18 protein-coding genes (1 of these 18 cut by a window edge) are annotated in these 19055 nt (G+C 64.8%); 13 read left to right on the top strand and 5 right to left on the bottom strand.

What is annotated here, in order from left to right; genetic code table 11:
• The first annotated feature begins 26 nt into the window (after positions 1-26).
• Positions 27-1127: an alkene reductase gene (locus tag EO245_RS04980; protein ID WP_128891886.1), complete on the top strand. Its 1101-nt coding sequence runs from the start codon at positions 27-29 to the stop codon at positions 1125-1127.
• A gap of 65 nt (positions 1128-1192) precedes the next feature.
• Positions 1193-2065 carry a CoA ester lyase gene (locus EO245_RS04975; protein ID WP_128891885.1) on the top strand — a complete coding sequence of 291 codons (873 nt, stop codon included), beginning with the start codon at positions 1193-1195 and terminating at the stop codon, positions 2063-2065.
• A 4-nt stretch (positions 2066-2069) separates the two neighbouring features.
• Here the strand turns inward: EO245_RS04975 and EO245_RS04970 are convergent, their stop codons facing one another.
• Positions 2070-2381, bottom strand: a complete 312-nt coding sequence (locus tag EO245_RS04970; protein ID WP_128891884.1) for a hypothetical protein — start codon at positions 2379-2381, stop codon at positions 2070-2072.
• Entirely contained in the window at positions 2378-3052 is a 675-nt protein-coding gene (lipB, locus tag EO245_RS04965; RefSeq protein WP_128891883.1) for a lipoyl(octanoyl) transferase LipB, read from the bottom strand. The genes EO245_RS04970 and lipB overlap by 4 nt, the downstream gene beginning before the upstream one ends.
• A 47-nt stretch (positions 3053-3099) precedes the next feature.
• On the opposite strand from lipB, the gene EO245_RS04960 reads away from it, so the two are divergent.
• Positions 3100-3948, top strand: a complete 849-nt coding sequence (locus EO245_RS04960) for a glycerophosphoryl diester phosphodiesterase membrane domain-containing protein (protein WP_164931263.1) — start codon at positions 3100-3102, stop codon at positions 3946-3948.
• 18 nt (positions 3949-3966) lie between these two features.
• On the opposite strand, the gene EO245_RS04955 is transcribed toward EO245_RS04960, so the two are convergent.
• Positions 3967-4548: a class I SAM-dependent methyltransferase gene (locus EO245_RS04955; RefSeq protein WP_234026967.1), complete on the bottom strand. Its 582-nt coding sequence runs from the start codon at positions 4546-4548 to the stop codon at positions 3967-3969.
• 164 nt (positions 4549-4712) lie between these two features.
• On the opposite strand from EO245_RS04955, the gene EO245_RS04950 reads away from it, so the two are divergent.
• Positions 4713-6095: an MFS transporter gene (locus EO245_RS04950; RefSeq protein WP_128891880.1), complete on the top strand. Its 1383-nt coding sequence runs from the start codon at positions 4713-4715 to the stop codon at positions 6093-6095.
• A 1-nt stretch (position 6096) separates the two neighbouring features.
• Here EO245_RS04950 and arsC read toward each other — a convergent pair whose 3' ends face one another.
• Positions 6097-6441: an arsenate reductase (glutaredoxin) gene (arsC, locus tag EO245_RS04945; protein WP_128891879.1), complete on the bottom strand. Its 345-nt coding sequence runs from the start codon at positions 6439-6441 to the stop codon at positions 6097-6099.
• 143 nt (positions 6442-6584) lie between these two features.
• Here arsC and EO245_RS04940 point away from each other — a divergent pair, with 143 nt between their 5' ends.
• A complete protein-coding gene (locus tag EO245_RS04940; RefSeq protein ID WP_128891878.1) occupies positions 6585-8678 on the top strand; it encodes a TonB-dependent siderophore receptor in 2094 nt (697 codons plus the stop codon).
• Here EO245_RS04940 and EO245_RS04935 read toward each other — a convergent pair.
• Complete coding sequence (locus tag EO245_RS04935; protein WP_128891877.1) at positions 8675-9241, bottom strand: (2Fe-2S)-binding protein; 567 nt, start codon at positions 9239-9241, stop codon at positions 8675-8677. The genes EO245_RS04940 and EO245_RS04935 overlap by 4 nt on opposite strands.
• 122 nt (positions 9242-9363) lie before the next feature.
• Between EO245_RS04935 and EO245_RS04930 the strand changes: the two genes are divergently transcribed.
• The 8 genes from EO245_RS04930 to EO245_RS04895 form a co-directional block, all read left to right on the top strand.
• Positions 9364-10710, top strand: coding sequence for an MATE family efflux transporter (locus EO245_RS04930; protein ID WP_128891876.1), 1347 nt, complete (start codon positions 9364-9366; stop codon positions 10708-10710).
• Positions 10711-10766: 56 nt separating this feature from the next.
• A complete protein-coding gene (locus EO245_RS04925) occupies positions 10767-13124 on the top strand; it encodes a chemotaxis protein CheA (protein ID WP_128891875.1) in 2358 nt (785 codons plus the stop codon).
• Positions 13121-13552, top strand: a complete 432-nt coding sequence (locus tag EO245_RS04920; RefSeq protein WP_128891874.1) for a chemotaxis protein CheW — start codon at positions 13121-13123, stop codon at positions 13550-13552. The genes EO245_RS04925 and EO245_RS04920 overlap by 4 nt, the downstream gene beginning before the upstream one ends.
• 49 nt (positions 13553-13601) lie before the next feature.
• Positions 13602-13967, top strand: a complete 366-nt coding sequence (locus EO245_RS04915) for a PleD family two-component system response regulator (protein ID WP_128893467.1) — start codon at positions 13602-13604, stop codon at positions 13965-13967.
• A gap of 11 nt (positions 13968-13978) precedes the next feature.
• Positions 13979-15070 (top strand): chemotaxis-specific protein-glutamate methyltransferase CheB, encoded by a 1092-nt coding sequence (gene cheB / locus EO245_RS04910; RefSeq protein WP_255416953.1) that lies wholly within the window; start codon positions 13979-13981, stop codon positions 15068-15070.
• A complete protein-coding gene (locus tag EO245_RS04905; RefSeq protein ID WP_234026966.1) occupies positions 15067-15942 on the top strand; it encodes a protein-glutamate O-methyltransferase CheR in 876 nt (291 codons plus the stop codon). Before cheB ends, EO245_RS04905 begins: the two co-directional genes overlap by 4 nt.
• Positions 15943-16074: 132 nt before the next feature.
• Complete coding sequence (locus EO245_RS04900; RefSeq protein WP_128891871.1) at positions 16075-17565, top strand: bifunctional diguanylate cyclase/phosphodiesterase; 1491 nt, start codon at positions 16075-16077, stop codon at positions 17563-17565.
• Positions 17565-19055, top strand: partial view of a methyl-accepting chemotaxis protein gene (locus EO245_RS04895; RefSeq protein ID WP_234026965.1) — the 5' portion only. It continues 333 nt past the right edge of the window; the window shows 1491 of its 1824 coding nt (coding positions 1-1491); the start codon lies at positions 17565-17567; the stop codon falls past the right edge of the window. Before EO245_RS04900 ends, EO245_RS04895 begins: the two co-directional genes overlap by 1 nt.

Genomic DNA, 19055 nt, shown 5'->3' with positions numbered 1-19055 from the left:
CCAATCTGTTGCAGGAGCTATTTCCCATGACCGATGTCCTATTCCAGCCGCTCGATCTGGGCGCCATCACCGCCCGCAACCGCATCCTCATGGCTCCGCTCACGCGCGGCCGTTCGACCCAGCCGGGTTCGATCCCGAACGAGATGATGGCGACCTATTATCGCCAGCGCGCGGGCTCCGGCCTCATCATCAGCGAGGCTACGGGCATCAGCGTCGAAGGTCTCGGCTGGCCGGCGGCGCCGGGCATCTGGAGCGACGAGCAGGTCGAAGGCTGGAAGCTGACGACCAAGGCCGTGCACGAAGAAGGCGGCGCGATCGTCATGCAGCTGTGGCACATGGGCCGCCTCGTGCACCCCGATTTCCTTGGCGGCGAACCGCCGGTCTCGGCCAGCGCGACGACCGCGCCGGGCCATGCCCATACGTTCGAAGGCCGCAAGGACTACGAACAGGCGCGCGAGCTTCCGGCCGAAGAGATCAAGCGCGTGGTCGCCGACTACGCCCATGCCGCAGAAAACGCGAAGAAGGCCGGGTTCGACGGCGTGCAGCTGCACGGCGCGAATGGCTACCTCGTCGACCAGTTCCTGCGCGACAGCTCCAACCTGCGCACCGACGAATACGGCGGCTCGCCCGAAAACCGCACCCGCTTCCTGCGCGAAGTGCTCGAAGCGCTGATCGGCGTCTGGGGCGCGGACCGCGTCAGCGTCCGCCTCTCGCCCAATGGCGAGACGCAAGGCTGCGACGACAGCAACCCGCCGGCGACCTTCGGTGCGGCGGCTGCCGTCGTGCAGGATCTCGGCCTCGGCTTCCTCGAACTGCGCGAACCTGGCCCGGACGGCACGTTCGGCCAGACCGACGTACCCAAGCAGAGCCCGATGATCCGCGAGATCTACAAGGGTCCGCTGGTGCTGAACAGCGACTACACCGCCGAGGAAGCGCGCGCCGATATCGAGGCGGGCCGCTGCGACGCAGTCAGCTTCGGTCGCCCTTACATCTCAAACCCCGACCTCGACGTTCGCATCCGCGAAGGGGCCGAATGGGCGGAGAACAAGGACGTGCCGCGCAGCTGGTACGGCCAGGGACCGGAAGGCTACATCGACTATCCGACGCTCGAGGAAAACGCGGCCTGACCTTCGCGTTCAATGGTAAACCCGTCGTAAGGGACAATTAGCCTTTTGCCGCTACGGCAATAGCCATGAGATCGTGGCTATTCATCGAAGGCGATAACGCAAGCAAGCTGGCGAAGGCACCGCGCGTCGGTGCCGACGCTGTCGTTGTCGACGTATCCAGCATCGCGCCGGGCGAGGAAAGCGAGCAGGCGTGCAGCTTCCTCGCCGACTGGCTCAAGGCGCACACGGACCCGCTGGTGAGCGACAAGGCGTTCGCCCGCTGGGTGCGGATCAAGCCGCTCGACCTGCCGCTGTGGCGTGAGGACCTGCTGGCCATCATGCGCGGCTCGCCCGAGGGCGTGATCCTGCCCAAGACGACCGGCACGGACCAGATCCGCATGCTCGCGTCCGAGCTGTACGAGATCGAGCAGAAGCTGGGCCTCAAGCACAACACGACCAAGATCATTCCGCAGGTGGGCGAGACGCCGCGTGCGGCGCTGACGCTGCACGAGCTGATCAACGACCGCCAGCCGCGCCTGTCGGGCTTTGCCTGGAATGCGCAGAATGTCGCGCGCGGCCTCGGGGCCAAGCGGACCAAATGCGACGACGGGCGCTGGACCGATGCGCTGAGCCACGTGCGCGCGATGACGCTGATGCTCGCCCGGTCGATCGGGGTGATGGGCATCGACACGCCGACCGAAAACCCGAAGGACGCCGAGCAGAGCCTCGCCGATGCGCGCAAGGCCAAGCGCGACGGGTTCACCGGGATTGCCGCTTCGCACCCGGCACAGGTCGCCGCGATCAACGAAGCCTATTCGCTATCGGCCGCCGAACGCGCCGAAGCCGAAGCGCTGCTCGGCCTGTTCGCCAGCAAGGCGACACCCAAGGCGGAGCTTGCTCCGATTGAAGAGGAACCCGAAGAGGAACCGGCCGCGCCGTCGATCCGCAAGCTCGGCTAACGCCTTATTCTTCGGAAGCGTCGTCGTCCTGCGCCGCTTCGGCGGGCTCGTCGGCAGCTTCGCTTTCGCCTTCACCGTCCGCTTCGCCGTCGCCGTCCGACGCGGTAGCGCTATCGTTCCCGCCTTCGCCAGGTTCGGGTTTCATGCGCGGCGATTGCGATTTCACCTGGTCGAGCGCAAGCATGTCATCGCTGATCGAGCCTTCGAGCACTTCGCCCTGCGCGCCGGACCCCTCTGCACTGACCGCGTCGTTCGCGCTGTCGCCGCAAGATGCCAGCAGCACGCCCGCTGCAAGGATCACGGCGTAGGATTTCAACTTCGCGCTCCGCATGGCTCGCCTACCTTCTCGAGAAATTCGTCGAGACGCGCCAGCAGAGCCGCGTCCCATTGTTCGTTGCTGCATTCGATACCCAGTTGCTCGAGGCTGGTCACGCCGAATTCCTCGATCCCGCAGGGCACGATCCCCGTGAAGTGCGACAGGTCGGGCGCGAGATTGACCGAGAAGCCGTGCATCGTCACCCAGCGGCGCACACGCACGCCGATCGCACCGATCTTCGCTTCGCGGCCCTGCGGATCGCTGGTCCAGATGCCGACGCGCCCCTCTGCCCGCCAGCTCCTCACGCCGAAATCGCCGAGCGTGTCGATTACCCAGCCTTCGATGCAATGGACGAAGCGCCGCACGTCCTTATTGCGCTCGCCGAGGTTGAGCAGGACGTAGCCGACCCGCTGGCCCGGCCCGTGATAGGTATAGCGCCCGCCGCGCCCCGCCTCGACCACCTCGAAACGCGGATCGAGCAGTTCATCGTCGGCCGAGCTGGTCCCGGCGGTATAGACCGGCGGATGTTCGAGCAGCCAGATCAGCTCGCTCGCTTCGCCCGTCTGGATTGCCTGGTTGCGCTCCTCCATCGCGGCCAGCGCCTCGCGATAAGGCACCTGCGCGCTCTCGCACCGGATTTCCGGGGCCGGGAATGGGGAATTCGCAGACATTGCAATTGCGTGGCGACCCCTTCGCCGCTTATCAAGTCCCAATTGCAATGCGTGAGGGGAATGACGCGATGAAGCTCGACATGGGGCTCGCCTGGAACGATGCGGTTGCCAAGCTGGCAGCCAACAAGGAAGTGGTCGCAGTGGTCGCGGGGGTATTCTTCTTCCTGCCCTACTTCGCCCTCATGCTGTTCCTGCCGGCGGAAATGGCCGCGCTGCAAAGCGGCAGCGCGCAGCCGGAACCGGAAAAGCTGATGGAAATCCTCAAGGACTTCTACCTGTCCTACTGGTGGGTCTTCATCCTCATCGCGGTTGCGCAGGGGATCGGGACGCTCGGCCTGATGGCCTTGCTGTCCGACAAGAGCCGCCCGACGCTCGGGCAGGCGCTCGCAGCCGGCGCGAAAATGTTCGTGCCGTTCTTTGCCGCGCAGCTGCTGATCGGCTTCGGGCTCGGCCTGCTGGTCATCCTGCCGATCGCGCTCGGCGCGGCGAGTGGCTCGGTCGCTCTGGCGGTCATCCTCGGGCTGATCGCGGTGGTGATCGCGGTCTACCTCTATGTGAAGTTCTCGCTCACCGCCCCGGCGTTCGCGATCGAGCGGACGATGAACCCGATCCACGCGCTTCGCAGTTCGTGGCAGGCGACCAAGGGCAACAGCCTGATGATCTTCCTGTTCTACCTCCTGCTGATCATCGCCTACGTGGTCGTGAGCTCGGTCATCTCGATGATCTTCGGCCTGATCTTCGCGCTGATGGGGACCGATGTCGCGATGGTCGGCAACGGCTTCGTCTCGAGCGTCATGAACGCCGTCTATGCGACGATCATGGCCGCGATCATGGTCGCCATCTACCTGCAGCTTACCGGCGGCAGCAAAGAGGAAGTCAGCGAGACTTTCGAGTAAGCGAAATGGTGAGGCGGCTCAGGCCGCCTCGTCCTTCCAGCCCCAGAAGAGCTTGCACGGCAGCACGTTCCACAGCTCGAACCCCTGTTCGATGTGGCTGAAGTGCTTAGCCATGTAATCGCGCGCCTTGGCCGAGAACTGGTAGACGAGAAACGCGCCGCCCGGACGGATCACCTTGTGGGTCGCTTCGGCAATCGCCGGGCCGACCCCTTCGGGGAGGGTCGAGAACGGCAGGCCCGAAAGCACGTAATCCGCATGGTCGTGACCATGGGCGCGAATGATCTCTTCGACATTCTCGGCCGAACCGAGGACCGCGGTAAAGCGGCTGTCGGCTATCGTGCGGTTGAGGTAGTCGACGTAGAGCGGATTGGTATCGATCACGATGAGCGAGGCATCGCCGCGCATCTTTTCCAGAACCGGGTAGCAGAAGGTTCCGACACCCGGGCCGTATTCGACGAACAGCTTGCATTCGTCCCATTTCACCGGCTCCAGCATCTTGGCGATGGTGAAGCGAGAGGACGGGATGATCGACCCGACCATGCGCGGATGTTCGAGGAAACCGCGGAAAAACACGCCCCACTGGCCGAACCAGCGAGTCATCCGACTGCGCAGGCTGCGGGGGCGGGAAATCGCCATGTTATTGGGATTCGACAAGTTTCCGGATTCCTCGATCAAAAGCCCGCAATTGCGCGAGCATTACTCGCCTCGCAAAAAGGCTGGACCATTGCAACCCTCGCCCTGCGGGCGTAGCGCCCTGTTCCATCATGGCTGAAAGCGATCCATCCACAGTCCAGGCACCGGTCCAGGCTTCCCCGTCGGGAGGAGAGCGCGGAATTTCGCGCGGGCGGATGATCCTGCTGTTCATCGTGATGCTGGTCACTGCGGCCGGCAACACGGCGATGCAGTCGGTCATGCCGTCGATCGGTACGGCGCTCGACGTGGCCGACTGGTGGATCAGCCTCGCCTACACCTGGTCGGCGCTGCTCTGGGTCATCTGCGCGCCGATCTGGGCGCGGCGATCGGACAAGCGCGGGCGCAAGGCGATGATGGCGCTCGGCCTCGTCGGCTTCATAGTTTCTATGGGGCTTTGCGGGCTGGTTCTGTGGTTCGGCCTTGGCGGCATCCTCACGGCCATGTGGACCCTTATCCTTTTCGCGATCTTCCGCGCGCTATACGGCGGCTTCGGCTCGGCTGCGCCGCCTGCGGTGCAGGCCTATGTCGCCTCGCGCACCTCACGTGCCGAGCGTACGCAGTCGCTCTCGCTGATTGCCTCGAGTTTCGGCCTCGGCACGGTAATCGGGCCTGCCCTCGCCCCGCTGCTGGTGTTTTCGAGCGCGCCGGAAGGGCTGGTCGGCCCATTCCTCGCCTTCACCGGCTTCGGTGTCGCCGCGCTGGTCATCCTGCGTCTGCGCCTCCCGAACGACGAGCCGAAGTTCGAAGCCAAGGGCACGACCTATGACGCGCCCTTCGGGTCGGGCTCCGCATCCTCGCATGACGATGACGACGAAGACGAGGAAGACGACGCGGCCAATGGCGGCGTGCCGGCCAAGATGGGCTGGTGGGAGCCGCGGCTTCGCCCGTGGGTCATGGCGGGCCTGCTCGGCGGGCATGCCCATGCGATGATCCTCGGCATCGCGGGCTTCCTCGTGCTCGATCGGCTCGGGCTGCGCGAAACGCCAGCCGAGGGCGCGGGCCCTGTGGGCATCGTGCTGATGAGCGGCGCGGTGGCGACGCTGCTCGCGCAATGGGGCGTGATCCCGCGTTTCGACCTGGGGCCGCGCGCGGCGACGCTATCGGGTGTCGCGCTGGCGGCGCTCGGCGTCGTGCTTTTCGCAGTGGCGGACGATTTGCATGCGATCGCGCTCGGCTATGCCATCGCCTCGCTCGGCTTCGGCCTGTTCCGGCCGGGCTTCAATGCCGGCGCATCGCTTGCCGTGAAGCGCAGCGAGCAGGGCGAGGCTTCGGGCGTCGTCGCCTCGGTCACCGGGGCGGCTTTCGTCTTCGCCCCCGCGCTCGGCGTGTGGCTCTACGGTTTTTCCGAGCTGCTCGCTTTCGGCATGGTCATCGCCCTGTGCGCAGCCGTGCTGCTGCATGGCTGGCGCTCGCTGCAGCTCGATAGCGAGACCACGCGCGAGCGCCGCTTCTAGCTTACAGGATTTCGAGCACCGTATCCTGCGGACGGCATAGTCGTGCGCCCTTCTCGGTTTCGACCAACGGGCGATTGATCAGGATCGGGTCGGCCACCATCGCATCGAGCACCGTGTCGGCATCGGCATCCGGCAGGCCGCGCTCTTCCGCATCGGTCCCGCGCAGGCGCAGGCCTTCCTGAGGCGTCATCCCGGCATCCCTGAACAGCTGCGCCAGCTTGTCGCGGCTCGGCGGGTTCTTGAGATACTCGACCACCTCGACGTCGACCTTGGACAGGTTCTCGAGGATCGCGAGCGTCTTGCGCGAAGTGCCGCATTTCGGGTTGTGCCAGATGGTTGCGTTCATCCTGTTTCTCCGTTCGTCAAATCCGATTGATATCACGCAATCGATTGAATTTCCCGAATGTAGTCATTCGGTGTTTGCAAATGCGAATAATTCGCAATAGCGCGGTTCCAGCAATTGATAATCATTCGCAAGAAAGTGCTTCTATGAACCGATTCGCCGCCTCCCTAGCCCTTTCCGCAAGCGCTGTCGCGCTGGCTGTGCCGGGGATCGCTTCCGCCGAGACTGCCGGTGCCGACGCGGACCTCGACCGCGACTACCTGCCCGGGGCGATCGTCGTGGTCGGCGCGAAGGATGGCTACAAGACGGACGATGGCAGCACCGGCACCAAGACGCCGACCCCGCTGATCGAAGTGCCGCAGACCATCGCGGTCATCACCGAAGACCAGCTGGACGACCAGGCGATCACCCAACTCGGCGATGCTCTGCGCTATGTCCCGGGCGTCAGCCTCGAAACGGGCGAAGGCCACCGCGACGAAGTGTTCATCCGCGGCCAGGAAACCACCGCCGACTTCTATCTCGACGGCCTGCGCGACGATGCGCAGTATTACCGCTCGCTCTACAATGTCTCGCGTATCGAGGTGCTCAAGGGCGCGAACGCACTGATCTTCGGTCGCGGCGGCGGTGGCGGCGTGGTCAACCGCGTCAGCAAGAAGGCCGACCCGCTCGAGCGCTTCGCCGAATTCGATGCGATGGTCGACAGCTTCGGCGCCTTCGCCCTCACCGCCGACGTCAACCAGCCGCTCGGCGCGAATGTCGCGGGCCGTATCGCTGCGACCTACGAGGAATTCGACAACGACCGGCAGGAATACGAAGGCCGCTTCATCGGCATTTCGCCGACCCTCACCGCCGACCTTTCGCCCCAGACCCGCCTGTCGCTCCACTACACCTATGACGACGACTGGCGCGTAACCGATCGCGGCGTGCCGAGCTTCAACGGCGAGCCGCTGCGCGGCTTCGACACGACTTTCTTCGGGGTACCCGGCTTCAACGAAGCGAGCGCAGAGGTGCACATCGCCCGCGCCCGCATCGATCACGAATTCTCCGAAGCGCTGAGCGCCAATGCCTCGGTCCAGTATGCGAATTACGACAAGATCTATTCCAACATCCTGCCGCGCGGCACCGACGGTGTGGACGTATCGCTTGGCGGCTACCGCGACTTCACCAAGCGCGAGAACCTGATCGGCCAGGCGAACCTCGTCTGGAACGTCGAAACCGGAGCCATCGACCACACGATCCTCGCCGGGATCGAGGCGCTCGACCAGAGCACCAACAACGGCCGCTTCGGCATCGCGCTGAGCAACGACACGGTCGCTCTCCAGGAAACCATCCTCTACCCGACCGTGACCGTCACCGGCCTCTCGCGCGAGCGGCAGAGCGAACTGTCGGTGCTGTCCGGCTACATCCAGGACCAGATCGAGATCGGCGACCATGTCGAGTTCATCGCGGGCCTGCGCTGGGAACGTTTCGACCTCGACACGCAGGACCTCGTCGGCACCAATGACGCCGACCGCGTCGACGAGATGTGGAGCCCGCGCTTCGGCCTCGTCGTCAAGCCGACCGACCGCCTGTCGTTCTACGCCAGCTATTCGGAAAGCTTCCTGCCGCAGGCGGGCGACCAGTTCCTGATCCTCGGCGCAGGCGATGCCGATTTCGAGCCGGAGAAGTTCACCAATTACGAAATCGGCGCGAAGTGGCTGGTCAAGCCCGACCTGTTCCTGACCGCCGCGCTCTTCCGCCTCGACCGGACCAACACCACCGCGCCCGATCCGGCCAATACCGGCCTGACCGTGCAGGTCGGCGAGAGCCGGGTCGAAGGTTTCGAAGCGAGCCTGGTGGGCGAAGTTCTTCCCGGTTGGGAAGCGAGCCTCGGCTACACCTATCTCGACGGCGAGATCACCACGACGAGCGACTTCGCGGCTGCCGGCACCCGCCTGCAGCAGCTGCCGAAGCACCAGGTGAGCGCGTGGAACCACTTCGACGTGACCGACCGCTTCGGCCTCGGCTTCGGCGCGATCCACCAGTCGCAGCAGTTCGCGAGCTTCAGCGGCAATGTCGTGCTGCCGGACTACTGGCGCGTCGATGTCGCGGCTTACTACGAGGTCAGCGACCGCGTGAGCCTGCAGCTGAATGTCGAGAACCTGTTCGACGAGGATTACTATCCGAGCGCGCACGGCGACAACAACATCCAGCCGGGCGCCCCGCTGAGTGCCCGCGTCGGCGTGCGTATCTCGCTCTAGTCTTCGCGGTCCCCGCTACCCGCTCGCTCCGGCGTCCGGAAAGCGGGGACTTCGCGCGCAGCGTCCTCTGCGCTGATACCCGGCGCTGGCGCGGCGCTGATGCGCTCCTGCCGGCGGGCGACGCGCCCTGCCCGCTGGATTGCCCGCACGAGGCGTGGATAGACGCCGCAGCGGCACAGGTTCGGGATCGCCGCGCGGATTTCCGCTTCGCTCGGCTCGGCATTGCGCGCGATGAGCGCGGCTGCCGCCATCACGATGCCCGGCGTACAGAAGCCGCACTGGATAGCCTGCTCGGCCACCATGGCCTGCTGCACCGGGTGCGAACGATCGCGCGCCAGCCCCTCGATCGTGGTGACGAAGCGCCCCTCGGCCTCGGCAATGGTGATGAGGCAGCTGCGCAAGGCCGTCCCGTCGACGATCACCATGCAGGACCCGCAATCGCCGGTCCCGCAGCCGTATTTCGTGCCGGTGAGATTGGCCGCATCGCGCAGCGCCCACAGCAGCGGGGTATCCGGATCCATTTCGAATTCGAGCGGCTGCCCGTTGACCGTCATGCGCGGCATGATTGCGCCTTTTCCTCGCGAGTGGTCCACCCTTCGCACGATCGGCCTGCGCTTCACAAGATCGGGCAAGCGAAGAGCTTTTCGCTTTCCCCCGCGTGTTGCCCCCGCTAGCGCCGCTCGCAATGAGCGAGAACGCCAAGCTTACGCGCGGTAGCATCTACGGCCACCTGGTCGGCCAGACCGCGCCGATGATTATCGGGGTCGCCGCGATCATGTCGATCGGGCTGGTCGACGCCTATTTCATCGGCCAGCTCGGTAGCGAGCAACTCGCCGCGATCAGCTTCATCTTCCCGATCAGCGTTGCCCTTTCCAGCCTCGGCGTCGGCGTGATGGTCGGGATCAACTCGGTCGTCGCGCGGGCACTTGGCGAAGGTGACGACGAGAAGGCGGCCCGGCGGGCCAATTTCGGTTTCGCCTTCGCGCTGGGCGTCGGCGTTACGCTGGGGCTGCTGCTCTACCTGCTGCTCGATCCTCTGTTCCGGCTGATGAACGCGCAGGAAAGCCTCCTGCCCTACATCCGAACCTACATGCAGCCCTATGCGCTGGGCTTCCCGCTGTTGCTTGCGATCATGGGTATCAACGGCGTGCTCCGCGGTCAGGGCGAGGCGCGTAAGACCTCCTATATTTCGATCTGCTACGCAGCGGCCAACTGGGTGCTCGACCCGATACTGATCACCGGCGCTTTCGGCTTCGAGGGGTTCGGCATCGTGGGTGCAGCCTATGCGACGCTGATCGGCTGGGCGCTGGGCATCGGTTTCGGCCTGTTCCTGATCGGCAAGGCCGCGATCCCGCTTCATCCTTCGTTGCTGCGCAAGTGCTCCATCGTCGATCCGATGAAGGCGATTCTGCGCGTCGCGGTCCCGGCGGCATTCTCGAACGCAATCAATCCGATCGGCCTGTCGGTGCTGACCGCGCTCGTGGCGATCGAGGGGCAGGCAGCGGTCGCAGGTTTCGGTGCCGCGGGTCGCTTGCAGAGCTTTGCGGTCGTGCCCCTGCTCGCCCTGTCGGGCGCAATCGGCGCGATAGTCGGCCAGAACTGGGGGGCGAAGCAGCACGACCGCGCACGCAAAGCCGCTTTCGGAGCGGGCCTGTTCTGTATCGGCTACGGGATCGCCATCGCGATCATCCTGTTCGCAGCCGGCGAGTGGTTCGCCGATTTCTTCACCGAAGACCCCGAGGTGATCGACGAGTTCGCACTCTACCTCAGCATCGCTGCCTGGGGTTATGCGGGCTACGGCCTGCTGATCGTCGGCAACGGCATTTTGAACGCGGTCGACAAGGCCGCATGGGCCCTCGGCCAGAGCTTCGCGCGCGTCTTCGCCGTCATGCTGCCGATCGCGTGGTTCCTGCGGAAAGATTGGGGCTCCTCAGCGATTTATGCGGCTGAACTCGCAGCCAATCTCCTGGGCGGGCTGGTCGCAATTCTGGTCGTCTGGCGCATCCTGTGGCGCAAAGCGCCGGAGAAGTGACGGTTCGTTAACCATCCTTGTCCATACAGCACTCTGCAATTCTTGGGGGTGCATCAATGGACGACCTGCTGGCCGATTTCGTCGCGGAGACGCGCGAAATGCTGGAAGCTATCGAAGGCGAGATAGTCGCGTGGGAGGCGGAGCCGTCCGACCGCGCACGCCTCGATGCGATTTTCCGCTTCGTCCATACGGTTAAGGGCAATTGCGGCTTCTTCGACTTCCCGCGCCTTGAAAAGCTCAGCCACGCTGCCGAAGGCGCACTCGCCGAAGTGCGGGCGGGACGCCGCAGCGCGGATAGCCGCCTCGTCAACGCCGTCCTCGCGATTATCGATCGCATCACGCATATGGTCGATGCCATCGAGAACGGGAAAGAGCTTCCCGAAGGCGGCGACGAATACCTCATCGGCGCGCTCGAGCCCGATGCATCCGACACTGGCGAATGCGCGGCCATGCAGGCAGCAAACGCCGCCGCGACCAAGACGTCGGGCAGCAACAGCCAGGCGAACCTGCGCTCCATCCGCCTGCCGGTCGAACTGCTCGACCGCGTAATGAGCGGCGTTTCGGACATGGTCCTGGCACGCAACGACCTTGCCCGGCGCCTGCGCGAAAGCGGCGCGGAGCCGACCCTCGACGGTCCGTTCGAGCGCCTCAGCGGCATCCTCACCGACGTGCGCGAAGCCGTCACCAAGATGCGCATGCAGCGCATCGAGAACCTCTACAACGCCCTGCCCCGCCTAGTGCGCGACCTCTCCGCAGAACTCGGCAAGCAGGTGATGGTCGATCTCGACGGCGGCGATGTCGAACTCGATCGCGAGATGATCGAAATGATGCGCGATCCGATCACGCATATCATCCGCAATGCAGTCGACCACGGCATCGAGACCCCGGCTGTACGCATGGCCGCCGGCAAGCGCGAAATCGGCCTGCTCAGCATCTCGGCCCGCCAGTCGGGCAATCGCATCACCATGACCATTTCGGACGACGGTGCAGGCCTAAATGCCGAGAAGATCGGCGCGAAGGCGGTCAAGAACGGCCTTCTTTCCGAAGCCGAGCTTGCCAAGCTGTCGGAAGAGGAACTGGTCGACCTGATCTTCGAACCTGGCCTTTCGACGGCCGAGGAAGTGAGCTCGATCTCGGGCCGCGGTGTCGGCATGGACGTGGTGCGCGCCAATCTCGAAAAGGTCGGCGGCTCGATCAGCGTGACGACCAATCCGGGCCACGGCACCCAGTTCGACCTGCAGATCCCGCTCACGCTCAGCATCATTTCCGCGCTGACCGTCAGCGTTTCCGGCCAGCGGTTCGCGATCCCGCAGTCCTATGTCGAGGAAATCGCCCACAGCACGACCAAGACAATCGAATTCTCGCGCGTCGGCGACACCCACCTCATGACCTTCCGCGGTCGCCGCATCCCCTGCCTGACGCTAGCTGGCGTGCTGGCGACGGGCGATGAAGCGCCCGATGCGACCAAGAAACTCGTCCTGCTGCGCATGGGGGCAAACGACCTTTTCGCGATGGCGGTCGATGCGATCCACGACCAGGAAGACCTCGTCGTCAAACCGCTCGCCCCGTCGGTGATGAAAACCGGCCTCTACGCAGGCACTACCCTGCTCGATGACGGGCGCCCGGTCCTGATGCTCGACATTCCCGCGATCGCCCAGCGCAGCGGGCTCGTCAGCCAGCTGCGTTCGCGCCGCATCGCTTCCGAAACGCGCCAGACCACGGTCCGCAGCGAAGTCGGTCGCAAGCTAATGACTTTCGTCGGTTTCGACGGCCGCCGCTATGCCGTTGCGATGGAACTGGTGAGCCGGATCGACCAGGTTCCGGTCGAGGCTATCGACCATGGTGACGGACAGGCGCGCGTGGTCATCGGCGAGAAAATTTTCCCGCTTTCGGGCCTTGGTGCGAATGCCGATTGCGGCGAGCAGGTCAAGCTGCTCCGCCTGTCGGACGGCGATACCGAAGTCTGCCATGCCGCAGCCGAGCTCGACGAGACGATTGAAGTCCTGGGCGCTATCGATCCGGCACCCGAGGATGTCACTCTCGAAGGCATCGTGCTCGACCGCGGGGCTCCGGTCCGCGTGCTCGACGCATTCAGGCTGTTTGCCGGCCATGCCCGCAGTGGCAACGCCGAAGAGCGCGCCGTTTGCCGCATCTATGGCGACGACGAATGGACGCAGCGCATGCTCCGCCCGCTGGTCGAATCCGCCGGCTACGCCATCGCCGACAGCGACGAGGAAGCCGCTAGCTTCGCAATCATCGCCGGCGATGACGCTCAGGCCGACCCGGCCATCCCGTCGCTGCGCGTATTCGCCGATCCGGCCGAAGCCGCGCGCAACGACAACGGCGTCTATCGCTACGACCGGGCCGCACTGATCGAAGCGCTCGCCCGTGTCAGCCAGGAGAAGATCGCATGAGCCTGCTCTATGTCGTGATCCGCATCGACGACCGGCTGGCCGCAATCCCGGCGGGCCACGTGGAATCGGTCATCGAATTGGAGGATATTTATCCGGTGCCGCGCGCCCCGGCGCATGTCGCAGGGCTTGCCGCCATGCGCAGCCAGTCGCTCACCGTGATCGACTGCCGCGCCGCGCTCGGCCTGGCGCAAAGCGAGACCTGCGGCGAACGCGCGCCGGTCGTGTCGGTCGGCGGGCACCTTTACGCACTACGCGTCGACCTGGTCGACGACGTCCTCGAATCGCGCTCCGAAATGCAACCGGTACCGGGCGACTACGGCCCGGGCTGGCAGCGTGTCGGACGCGGAATGATCGAGAGCGAGAGCGGTCCGCTGCTCATTCTCGATGTCGAAGCACTTGTGGCGGGACTGCAAAAGCAGGCCGCTTAAGCTGTTGGTTACTGGGTCGCGCTAGTCGACGCATTGGAAGGAAGTAATGATGAAGAGCTGTCTTATCGTCGACGACTCCCGGGTCATCCGGAAAGTTTCGCGACACATCCTCGAAACGCTCGGCTTCGAAGTCGACGAGGCGGAACACGGCAAGGAAGGCCTCGAGAAGTGCCAGGCGGGCATGCCCGACGTGGTCCTGCTCGACTGGAACATGCCCGTCATGACCGGCATCGAATTCATCACCCAGCTGCGCCAGCAGCCGGGCGGCGACAAGCCCAAGGTCGTCTTCTGCACCACGGAAAACGATATCGCGCACATTCGCGAAGCGATCAGCGCAGGGGCCGACGAATACGTCATGAAGCCGTTCGATCACGAAACGCTACAGATCAAGCTCCAGCTCGTCGGCATGGCGTAAAGCCAAGGTCGATGGGCGTGGCGACAAGAATAGCAGCGCCACCGGGCGCAAGGGCATCGCGCAAGACGCGGGTGATGGTCGTCGACGATTCGTTGACGGTCCGCTCGATCCTCTCGCGTATCCTCGATGCCGAACACGACATCGAAGTCGTCGGCAAGGCTTCGAGCGCGGAACTCGCGCTCGCCGAGCTGGACGATGCGCGGCCGCATGTCGTGCTGCTCGATCTCGAAATGCCGGGCATGGGAGGGATGAAGGCCCTTCCTGCGCTGCTCGGCGCATCCCCGCAGATCAAGGTGCTGGTCGTCTCCTCGCTGACGACTGCAGGCGCGGAATCGACGCTGCAGGCCCTTTCGATGGGCGCCGCCGATACCATGCCCAAGCCGCAGGCGGGTGAATTCGCCAAGGGCTTCGGCGAGGCTCTCGTCGCGAAAGTGCGCGCGCTCGGCCAGTCGGCAAAGCCGCACGATGCCTCGAGCCGTCCGCCGCTCGCCCAGCAGCGGCCGCGCAAGACGCTCAAGCGACCGGCCATCATCGGCATCGGCGCTTCAACCGGCGGCATTCATGCGCTGAACGAATTCGTGCGCACGCTGCCGCAGGGGCTCGACGCACCGATCCTGGTCACGCAGCACCTCCCTTCTTCTTTCATCCCGGTCTTCGCGAGCCAGCTCCAGACAGCTTCGAAGCGCAACACGCTCGTCGCCGAGAGCGGCATGGAGATCAGGCCGAACCACATCTATGTCGCGCCGGGCACGGGCCATCTTTCGCTCGTCCAGCGCGCCGGTCGCCTGACCGCTGCCATCACGCAGGGCCCGATGCCGAGCGGTTGTACTCCCTCGGTCGATCCCATGCTGACCAGCCTCGCCACGGTTTTCGAAGGCCGGGCGCTCGCCGTCATCCTGTCCGGCATGGGCCGCGACGGGGCGATCGGCGCGCAGGACCTGGTCGATGCAGGCGGCACGGTCCTTGCCCAGGACGAAGAGACATCCGCCGTGTGGGGGATGCCCCGCGCCGTTGCCGAACGCGGGCTCGCTACCGCGATATTGCCGCCGGACAAGCTGGCATTGCGCGCCGCGGCAAGCTTGGATGCGGAGGCGTGGAAATGACCAGTGCTTCGCATCGCATCATCGCAGAGCTGCTCGAAGCACGTACCGGTCAACATATGAGCGAAAACCGCCGCTGGCGCGTGGACACCGCGCTCGCCGGGCTGTTTCGCGAACATGGCATCAGCAATGTCGACCAGCTCGTCTGCCTGCTCGCCGCGCCCGGTTCCGAACGGCTCGCCCAGCGTGTCGTCGAGGCGCTGCTCAACAACGAAACCTACTTCTTCCGCGACCGCGTCATGTTCGACCTGCTCGCTCGCCAGGTGCTTCCTGCGCTCGCCCGCAAACGGGCCGATAGCAAGCGCATCGCGATATGGTCGGCCGGGTGCTCAACCGGGCAGGAAGCACTGTCGCTGGCGATGATGATCCAGGATCAGCCGGGTCTGTGGAAGGACTGGACGATCGACATCGTCGGCACCGACATTTCCGAACGCGCGATCAGCACTGCCCGCGAGGCGCGCTATTCGCAGTTCGAGATCCAGCGCGGCCTCGGGGTCGGGCAGATGCTGTCCTATTTCGAAGAGACCGAGAATGGCTGGAAGGCCAAGCCGGCGCTCAAGACGATGGTGCACTACAAGGTGCGCAACCTGCTCGATCCGGCGGAAATCCGCGAGCGCTTCGACCTCGTACTGTGCCGTAACGTGCTGCTCTATTTCGATCCCGAACGCCGCGCACTGGCATTCGACCGGCTGGCGGAATCGATCCGCCCCGATGGCTGGCTGATGCTCGGCGCGGGTGAGACGGCGCAGGGACGGACCGACCAGTTCAAGCCGGTCGAGGGCAACCAGGGGCTCTACGTGAGATCGACGCCGACCCTGCCTGATGCGGAGAGCTGGCGTGCCCAGTTCGCCACTGCCGGCAAGGGTCGCCTGTAGGCGCGCCGGTAAACCTCGAATTAACCGTTCTTTAGCCTTGCCGCGCTAGCACGTTTCGAAGCGCCTTGGTGGGCGCGCTCCGGGGGTCCACAGATGCAAGCGACGCTGCGAAAATTCAGCACTTCTCCGCGAATGCTCGTGCTCGCGCCGCTTGTCGTCCTCAGCGTTATTTTCGGCACTGTCACCGCCGTCCTGCTGACCAGCGATATCGAGCGTTCGACCGCTATTTCGATGATCGTCGGCGGTATCGCGCTCTACTCCGCCTCGGCGGCCCTGCTGTGCAAGATCGGCATGCGCGGCATTTCCGACCTCGAACATCTCGGCCTTACCGACAGCCTTTCGCTGCTGCCGAACCGGCGCGCGCTGCACACCGACGTGCGCTCGCACCTTGCCGGCGGCGAGGAAGTCTCGGTCGCACTGATCGACCTCGACGGCTTCAAGATGGTCAACGACCTCTACGGTCACGCGGTCGGCGACAAGCTGATCAAGGAAGCGTCCAAGGTCCTGCTAGACGTATGCGGCGAGGAAGCCCGGCCCTACCGCCTCGGCGGCGACGAGTTCGCCATCTGCATGTCGGGCCAGCTCAGCACCACGCTCCTCGAAGGCGTATCGCGTTCGCTGCTCGATCGCCTCGGACAGCCGATCGCGATCGAGGATCGCCGCATCGGCGTGGGCGCGAGCGTCGGCCTGTCGCATTGCGCTGCCGGCGACAAGCTCGATTCCTCCGAACTCCTGCGCCGCGCAGATGTCGCGATGTATGCCTCCAAGCGCGGCGGCAAGATGCGCTGCACCTGGTTCAAGGCGGAATTCGACCGCAACCTCGAAGCGATCCGCGAGATCGACGAGGACCTGCGCCGCGCGCTGCTCAACGATGAGCTCGAAGTACACTACCAGCCTTTGGTTGATGCCCGCAGCCAGGCAGTCGTCGCCGTGGAATCGCTGGTGCGCTGGAACCGGCCGGACGGCCGCGTCGTCGGCCCCAATGTCTTCATTCCGATCGCCGAGGAATCGGGACTGATCAACGCGATCGGCCTGTTCGTGCTGCGCGAAAGCTGCCGCGATGCGCTCGACTGGAACGGGATCAAATTGTCGGTCAACATTTCGGCCGCACAGCTGCGCAACCCGGAATTCCCGATCCAGCTCGGCCAGATCCTCGAGGAAACCGGATTTCCGGCCGAACGGCTCGAGCTCGAAATCACCGAGACCTGCCTCGTCCTCGACCCCGTCGTCGCCGAGCGCAGCCTCGATATCATCCGCGGCTTCGGCGTGAACGTCGTTCTCGACGATTTCGGCACGGGCTATGCCTCGATCGGTTTCCTGCGCCAGTTCCGCTTCGAGAAGCTGAAGCTCGACCGCTCGCTGGTGGTCGATTCCGCCGATGACGAAGGTTCGCGCGCGATGATGCTGTCGAGCATTTCGATGGCGCAGGCACTCAAGATGAACGTCACCGCAGAGGGCGTGGAAACCGAGGCGCAAGCCGACCTCGTGCGCGCCGCCGGCTGCGACCAGATCCAGGGGTGGCTCTACTTCAAGGCCATGCCGAAAGACCAGATTACACAGCATCTTGGCGCCATGCTGCCCGAAGAGGCAGCGCGCGCCCAGGTCAGAGGGAAGAGAGCATAATGGTTGCCGTACAGGACATTGTTGGCGAATTGCAGGCCGAGACGGCCGAAGCCCTGGCGCTCGACGGGCGCGAGGAACAGGCGAAGCGCTTCGATGTGAAAGCGTGGCTGCGCGACATGCCGCTGGCGAAGAAGATCCGCACGCTGTTCGCCCTGTTTCTTAGCGTGATCGTCGCGATGGCACTGGTGCTCGGCTTCGGGCTGTCCGATGTTTACGGGCGCTACATGGCAGCGGCGGACGTCCAGCGGGCAACCCTCGCCTCGGCCGACCTTCGCAGCACCACGGGCGAAATGCGCTTCTACGCGGTTCGCTTCATCTTCGGCGGCGAAACCTCCTCGATCGACAAGTGGCGCGAAGCCCATGCGCTCGCCGAAAGCGAACTCGACGGGATCGAGACTGTCGTGAAAACGCAGGTTCCCGCACTGGCCCCGGGCGTCGCCGAAATGAAGGGCGACCTGCGCTCCTACGAGACCAAGTTCGACGAACTTCGCACCAGTCTCGAACGCGAAGGCCAGGGCCCGCGCAGCACTGCCCTCGCCTATGAGCTTTCCGAAATCGGCGATGCGATCGTCGCCGATGTCGCCACGCTGGAATCCGATCTCGTCGCGCAAGGCGTCGAGATGGAACGCAGCGGGATGGCGAACTTCTTCAACATGATCTCACTGATCATCGTGCTGACCATTCTCGCCGGCCTCGTACTGGCTCTGGGCCTGCGCTACCTGTCGCGCGATTTCGTCGGCAAGATCGGCGAAATTACCGACGGCATGATCCGCCTCACCAAGGGCGATCGCCACTTCGAGATCGAAGGCGAGGACCGCAAGGACGAGATCGGCGAAATGCTTCGCGCGATCGCCCTGTTCAAGCGCGCCAACATCCGCCTCGAGAAATGGGCCAAGGAACGCGCCGAGCGCGCCGAGGCCGAAATGCGCGAGCATGAAGAGCGCGAGCGCGAGCGCGATGAACTGCGCCGCCGCGAAGCGAGCATGCTTGCCGACGTGGCCGACCGGTTCGAAAAGCAGGTCGGCGAGATCGTCGGCGGTGTCGCGGCCGCTTCGACCCAGCTCCAGACCACCGCTAGCTCGATGGCGAGCGCAGCCGACCAGTCGACCAGCCAGGCAACCAAGGTCGTCGAATCGATGAACGAAGCTTCCTCGGGCGTTACGGCGGCCGCTGCGGCGAGCGACGAGTTCGCCATGTCGATCGGCGAAATCAGCCGCCAGGCGGCCTCTTCGGCAGAACTGGCCCGCAAGGCATCGGAATCCGCCGAGAAGGCCGACACGGCAATCTCCGCCCTGTCCGATTCCGCAGTGCAGGTTGGCGACATCGTCGAGCTGATCCAGTCGATCGCCAAGCGCACCAACCTGCTCGCCCTCAACGCCTCGATCGAGGCGGCTCGCGGCGGCGAGGCGGGACGCGGGTTCGCGGTGGTCGCATCGGAAGTGAAGGAGCTGGCCGCACAGACCAGTCGCGCCACCGAGGAAGTCGCAGCC

Source organism: Erythrobacter sp. HKB08, from assembly GCF_004114695.1.
Taxonomy (GTDB): Bacteria; Pseudomonadota; Alphaproteobacteria; order Sphingomonadales; family Sphingomonadaceae; genus Parerythrobacter_A.
This window is presented reverse-complemented; position numbering and strand designations above follow the sequence as displayed.

Bases quoted from the DNA above. Each gene is read 5' to 3' on its own strand.
- EO245_RS04920 (WP_128891874.1), top strand. From the start codon at position 13,121: ATGAGCCTGCTCTATGTCGTGATCCGCATCGACGACCGGCTGGCCGCA.
- EO245_RS04980 (WP_128891886.1), top strand. From the start codon at position 27: ATGACCGATGTCCTATTCCAGCCGCTCGATCTGGGCGCCATCACCGCC.
- EO245_RS04975 (WP_128891885.1), top strand. From the start codon at position 1,193: ATGAGATCGTGGCTATTCATCGAAGGCGATAACGCAAGCAAGCTGGCG.
- EO245_RS04950 (WP_128891880.1), top strand. From the start codon at position 4,713: ATGGCTGAAAGCGATCCATCCACAGTCCAGGCACCGGTCCAGGCTTCC.
- EO245_RS04955 (WP_234026967.1), bottom strand. From the start codon at position 4,548: ATGACTCGCTGGTTCGGCCAGTGGGGCGTGTTTTTCCGCGGTTTCCTC.
- arsC (WP_128891879.1), bottom strand. From the start codon at position 6,441: ATGAACGCAACCATCTGGCACAACCCGAAATGCGGCACTTCGCGCAAG.
- EO245_RS04940 (WP_128891878.1), top strand. From the start codon at position 6,585: ATGAACCGATTCGCCGCCTCCCTAGCCCTTTCCGCAAGCGCTGTCGCG.
- EO245_RS04960 (WP_164931263.1), top strand. From the start codon at position 3,100: ATGCGTGAGGGGAATGACGCGATGAAGCTCGACATGGGGCTCGCCTGG.
- EO245_RS04905 (WP_234026966.1), top strand. From the start codon at position 15,067: ATGACCAGTGCTTCGCATCGCATCATCGCAGAGCTGCTCGAAGCACGT.
- cheB (WP_255416953.1), top strand. From the start codon at position 13,979: ATGGGCGTGGCGACAAGAATAGCAGCGCCACCGGGCGCAAGGGCATCG.
- EO245_RS04915 (WP_128893467.1), top strand. From the start codon at position 13,602: ATGAAGAGCTGTCTTATCGTCGACGACTCCCGGGTCATCCGGAAAGTT.
- EO245_RS04930 (WP_128891876.1), top strand. From the start codon at position 9,364: ATGAGCGAGAACGCCAAGCTTACGCGCGGTAGCATCTACGGCCACCTG.
- EO245_RS04925 (WP_128891875.1), top strand. From the start codon at position 10,767: ATGGACGACCTGCTGGCCGATTTCGTCGCGGAGACGCGCGAAATGCTG.
- EO245_RS04900 (WP_128891871.1), top strand. From the start codon at position 16,075: ATGCTCGTGCTCGCGCCGCTTGTCGTCCTCAGCGTTATTTTCGGCACT.
- lipB (WP_128891883.1), bottom strand. From the start codon at position 3,052: ATGTCTGCGAATTCCCCATTCCCGGCCCCGGAAATCCGGTGCGAGAGC.
- EO245_RS04935 (WP_128891877.1), bottom strand. From the start codon at position 9,241: ATGCCGCGCATGACGGTCAACGGGCAGCCGCTCGAATTCGAAATGGAT.